Annotated in this window: 7 protein-coding genes; all 7 read left to right on the top strand. The window is 43.0% G+C overall.

The features are described 5' to 3' along the window. Nucleotides 1-184 precede the first annotated feature (184 nt). The 7 genes from A5875_RS21840 to A5875_RS21815 all read left to right on the top strand — a co-directional run bounded on the left by A5875_RS21840 (nucleotide 185) and on the right by A5875_RS21815 (nucleotide 4,380). Nucleotides 185-910, top strand: a complete 726-nt coding sequence (locus tag A5875_RS21840) for a hypothetical protein (RefSeq protein WP_088935661.1) — start codon at nucleotides 185-187, stop codon at nucleotides 908-910. 278 nt (nucleotides 911-1,188) lie between these two features. Next, on the top strand, nucleotides 1,189-1,395 hold the full coding sequence (locus tag A5875_RS21835; RefSeq protein WP_088935660.1) for a hypothetical protein: 207 nt from the start codon (nucleotides 1,189-1,191) through the stop codon (nucleotides 1,393-1,395). A 17-nt stretch (nucleotides 1,396-1,412) separates the two neighbouring features. After that, nucleotides 1,413-1,625 carry a DUF2922 family protein gene (locus tag A5875_RS21830; protein WP_088935659.1) on the top strand — a complete coding sequence of 71 codons (213 nt, stop codon included), beginning with the start codon at nucleotides 1,413-1,415 and terminating at the stop codon, nucleotides 1,623-1,625. Nucleotides 1,626-1,691: 66 nt separating this feature from the next. Further along, nucleotides 1,692-2,075: a hypothetical protein gene (locus A5875_RS21825; RefSeq protein ID WP_088935658.1), complete on the top strand. Its 384-nt coding sequence runs from the start codon at nucleotides 1,692-1,694 to the stop codon at nucleotides 2,073-2,075. Nucleotides 2,076-2,123: 48 nt separating this feature from the next. After that, a complete protein-coding gene (locus tag A5875_RS23935; RefSeq protein ID WP_176244777.1) occupies nucleotides 2,124-2,828 on the top strand; it encodes a DUF2922 family protein in 705 nt (234 codons plus the stop codon). Nucleotides 2,829-2,930: 102 nt separating this feature from the next. Then, nucleotides 2,931-3,029, top strand: a complete 99-nt coding sequence (locus A5875_RS23455) for a type I toxin-antitoxin system Fst family toxin (RefSeq protein ID WP_260455862.1) — start codon at nucleotides 2,931-2,933, stop codon at nucleotides 3,027-3,029. 442 nt (nucleotides 3,030-3,471) lie between these two features. Continuing rightward, nucleotides 3,472-4,380: an Rpn family recombination-promoting nuclease/putative transposase gene (locus A5875_RS21815; protein WP_088935871.1), complete on the top strand. Its 909-nt coding sequence runs from the start codon at nucleotides 3,472-3,474 to the stop codon at nucleotides 4,378-4,380. The last annotated feature ends 5 nt before the right edge of the window (nucleotides 4,381-4,385 follow it).

The raw sequence follows: 4,385 nt of genomic DNA, 5'->3' as shown, positions 1-4,385 counted from the left end.
TCAATTTGGTTATAAAAACGAAATTGTTTCTCCTTTTTTTATTGATTAAATTATAACAAGATTATTAGAGATTTTCGATTTTTCATAGTTTGCCTTACAAAAAACAGCACGTTTTTCTATTTATTTTCGTCGTATAATTTGAGTGGAACTATTATTTAATAATTATTGTTAGGAGGAGTTACAAATGAATGACGAGCATCAATTAGAAGTGTTAGATGACCGAAAGTGGTCACAATTATGGGAGCGCTATCTTGCAGAGGCGATCGCCTTTGATCCATTAGAGAAGCACGAGATCAACTGTATCATTCCCCTGCCTGATCGAAAGGGTGTCTTAGTATTTACTGAGAAGGGCTGCTTTTATAACACGCAGAGCGCCTTGAATACCTTGCGCCACTTTGCCTTTGCGCATTGTTTTCCTGATTATAGCATCATGTCTTCGGTGTTAAAGGATATCGGGCGCTTCGGCAAATATAAATTCCCTTGGGTCTGCCCTTTCTTTGTCTTGTTTCCGTTGGAGAGTGTCCAGCATACGGTTTGGATCAATCCGTTAAAAATCCAAGAGATCAACACTTCTGGTATCTTGTTTTACGCCGAGATGGTGGATGGGCTGAAGCTGCATGTCCCGATTCAGCGGTATTATATTTTACTGCGGGCAGAGGCTGCTTGTGCGATCTTGGCGGCGGTTCGGCAGGATTCCTTTTATTTTTCTACATTGGGTAAGTTTCCTAAGGATTATTTGAAGCTGTATAACACTTCCTTTGGCAACAGCTTGAGGAAACGGCCGCTGCTCCAGCAGTTTGTCACTAAGAGCGGTGAGGTCAATCGGCGCTATCAACGGGCCCGCTTTCTTCATTACTACGACGAATTGGTCGATGAGCCTGAGAACATCCCTTGGGAATCATGGAGTTAACAATATTTCCTCCCTAACTGGACGAGTGATCGTCCAGTTTTTTTGTGCCCTATTTCGTTGCGTTGGACGGATCATAAATCAGAAAAAAATGCAAACGGCATTCACCGAAAAAAATGGCCTTCGACAGGGGTTTAAAACGGTAACTCAACGTTTCTAAGGCCTAAAAGTTCGAAATTGGACACCTGCCATCGATTTTGGACATCGTGGATTTTTTGACTTTCGGCTATTCTTTAGTCACCGGCCGGTACAAAAAAATTCAAACACATGGAGGCGTTACAATGATTCAAAAATTAAGTACCAAATTACAAGTGCAGCTCTCAGTACCAGGAGTGGAGAAGTTAAAGAAAGTCACGTTCCAAAATGTCGTCGATAACCCAGACGAAGCAGAGATCCTAAAACTGGGACAGCTTATGAAGGAGCTCGACGCAGAAGGCACATTGTTAGATGGCGTAATCATCACCAGCCAATCACGAGTGAGTAAATAATAGGAGGAAAAGTGTAGATGAAAAAATTAGTAGCGATCTTTAAAACCAGCAACGGACGTTCCCAAACGTGGAGCTATCCGAATGCCAACGACAACAAATCCAATGATGAGGTGCGGGGCACCTTAGAGCGATTGACTCTCTTAAACCTATTCGATAAAAATGGTGACAAGTTATTCGATCAAGTCACCAGCGCCAAATTTGTCGAAACTGTCGAACGCATCGTATTTTAAGCAGCATGTGAGGATGGGCGGCTAACCCCCGCCTTCCTCTACTAACTAAAAGGAGGATAAGAATCTATGAATGAACAAACTCTGACTTGCCGACAATTGTTCAATCTTAAATCAACAACACTAGAAAAACGCATTACCAATTACTATTATCAAACGCAAAATAGCAGCTTAACGATCAAATATATCTTGGCATTACGTGTACGGTTCCAGCTTGGTGCGGAGGAGTTTGCCTTCATTCTAAAGGATCTTGTCCGCGATATCTTTATGAATACCAAGGCAACGCGCACCATGAAGCGGTTCTTTTATTACTTTAAGGATTATTTCATGGCACCTGAATGGCGCTCGTTGTCATCAAAGGTATTCCCTGTCCGTAACTTTGGCGAAAAAGCCATGTCCCTTGTCCGTTCCTTAATCGCAAAAGTTCGTCCTGATGAAACGAACGAACCTTGAGAGTAAGCCCACCTACGCATAGAAAAAAGAAGAAAGGAAAGTAAAAAGATGACCCATGATTTAGTCACGACCTTCACCAATGGTCTAGGCAAAGAGCACGACTGGACCTATAAAAATGTGAATGCCGATCTACCCGGACCGCAGCTCAAAGAAGCTTGCGAACTATTAACTCAACTAGATATTTTTGAAAAAGACGGCGTAAAACTATTTGATACTGTGGTCACAGGCAGGATCGTCACCACCTATGATCGCGAAGTTTTCGATAAAGAAAAAGAACCAGAGATCGAGGAAGAAACACCGCGCGCGCTGTCTTCTTCAGAGGAACAACCAGCCGAAGAACCAAAGGCAGCCGCCCCTGCCAAATCACCATTAACACCAACAGGAACGATGCTGGCGCAAAAGCTGAGAGACTCGGCAGAAACGGGAAATAACCCTCTTTCATTAATCATACAATCACCACAAATCGGAGAAAAGCACACGATTGATGGTCAGCAACACCCTGTCGAACTCCCAACAGCGGCAAAAGCAGCACTTCCTATGGCAGAGGAACCAGCGCAGGTCCAGTCTGCCATGCCCGCAAAAGACTTGAAGTCGATCCTGCGGAAAAAGGACCATGAACGTGAAAAGGAACGCCTCGCCGAAAATTCCGGCGCGCCCCCGAATCAGCGATCACAACAGGAAATCGGGCACCTCAAACGATTGATCGCACGCGTCTGGGGCAAGCAAAAAGACGGCGACGACGACTCTTCTTGAGGCGCATCTAACTAATAAGAACTAACTGAATACTTTCCTTCTTAACAGCGACTAAGCGTAGGTAACTCGTGTCGTCATCCTCCCACACGGAAAAAGGAGGTGATGCTTATGAGTGAGCTGATCCGATATGTCCTCGCTCCCCTCTTTGTGGGATTGGTCATCGCCCTCGTCAATCATTGGCTGGGCGGACGAGATCCATGACGACATTGTAAGGAAGACTTTGCCAGTTTTTCTAATCACGCTAACGCGTGATTAGAAAACTGATTTGTCATCGAAAATGCGGCGAAATTCTGGCGAAAATTTAGCCGCATCGATTGATGGATGACTCGCGTGATGCAATGGTAATCGGACTCTTTTTTTGAAAAATGATTTCCTAATTAACGGCGAGAAAGCGAGTTCGTAAAGCTGGATACCAGAATCATTGGTACCAAGGCTATTTACTTATACTCTTTAGGGATCGAGAATATCCCCTGCGATCGGTTGATTGCAGGGGTAAGTTTCGTGGTTTTTTCTGGCAGCTATCTCCATTCATTTACGTATCTTAGAGTGAAAGAATTTTGATAGTCACTGAATCACCATGCTATAATACAAGGAGATACCGCCTTTCAGTATGGATTCTTGCTATCTGAAAGGTGTGAAAAAAATGCAAAAATTTTTACCAACAAACGACCTGCTTTTCAAAAAATTATTGACCTCCGAAGATTCCTCGTCTATCCTTAGAGCCTTTGTCAAAGACCTGCTAGGTATTGAATTCCAGACCCTTACGCCAAAAGAAACGTATCATATTGACAGCTATAAAAAAGCCTTTGAAGAAATGGATATCTTACGAACCGAAGTAGACATCTTGGCCATTGGAGAAGATGGCAGTCACACGACGCTCGAATGCCAAATTCAGCCCCATGCTTACTTTCGCGAACGTTCGATTTTTTACTTAGCAGAAGCATTTTGCAGCCCCTTTGGCAATCTTGAAACCAATGATTTTATTCGAGACAATAATTTTTCCGCCCTGCGCCCTGCCTATGGTATCAATATCGTGGACTTTCACTTATTTGACCAAAAACAAGACGCATTGCAGCTTTTCCGCTTATTAAACGAGCAGACAAATCAGCCGTTTCTTGGAACTAATAGAAAAGAACTGTTGCTCCTATGCTTCCTTAGCTTGAAAAATAATAATAGAAAGAGCCAAAGCGCTATCCATCACTGGCAGCACTTTCTAAAAACTGGCGAGACTCTCGCCAACGCACCCGACTATATAAAAAAAGCCAAACAAAAAGTAGACTATTACAGTCTAGGATCGGAGGAAAAAGAGATGATTATGAAAATCAATAAATCAAAAGCCATCAATGATGCCGTAATCTCTACCGCTCGAATGGAAGGGATTGAGGAAGGAATTGATCTAGGAATTGAGCAGGGGATTGAACAAGGGGCTAAGCAAGAGAAGAGAAAATTTGCTCTTCGGTTGCTCAAGATGAACTTTCCTATAGAGAAAATCGTAGAAGCTACTGAATTAGACTCTGAAACGATCAAAAAGATAGAAAGTGAACATAAATGATGGTA

It is taken from the genome of Enterococcus sp. 3H8_DIV0648 (genome assembly GCF_002140655.1).
GTDB lineage: Bacteria > Bacillota > Bacilli > Lactobacillales > Enterococcaceae > Enterococcus_A > Enterococcus_A hulanensis.
The sequence above is the reverse complement of the archived record's forward strand: the minus strand, read 5'-3'. Positions and strand labels throughout refer to the sequence as shown.

Coding starts and splice junctions, on each gene's coding strand:
- A5875_RS21840 (WP_088935661.1), top strand. CDS start 185: ATGAATGACGAGCATCAATTAGAAGTGTTAGATGACCGAAAGTGGTCA.
- A5875_RS21835 (WP_088935660.1), top strand. CDS start 1,189: ATGATTCAAAAATTAAGTACCAAATTACAAGTGCAGCTCTCAGTACCA.
- A5875_RS21830 (WP_088935659.1), top strand. CDS start 1,413: ATGAAAAAATTAGTAGCGATCTTTAAAACCAGCAACGGACGTTCCCAA.
- A5875_RS21825 (WP_088935658.1), top strand. CDS start 1,692: ATGAATGAACAAACTCTGACTTGCCGACAATTGTTCAATCTTAAATCA.
- A5875_RS23935 (WP_176244777.1), top strand. CDS start 2,124: ATGACCCATGATTTAGTCACGACCTTCACCAATGGTCTAGGCAAAGAG.
- A5875_RS23455 (WP_260455862.1), top strand. CDS start 2,931: ATGCTTATGAGTGAGCTGATCCGATATGTCCTCGCTCCCCTCTTTGTG.
- A5875_RS21815 (WP_088935871.1), top strand. CDS start 3,472: ATGCAAAAATTTTTACCAACAAACGACCTGCTTTTCAAAAAATTATTG.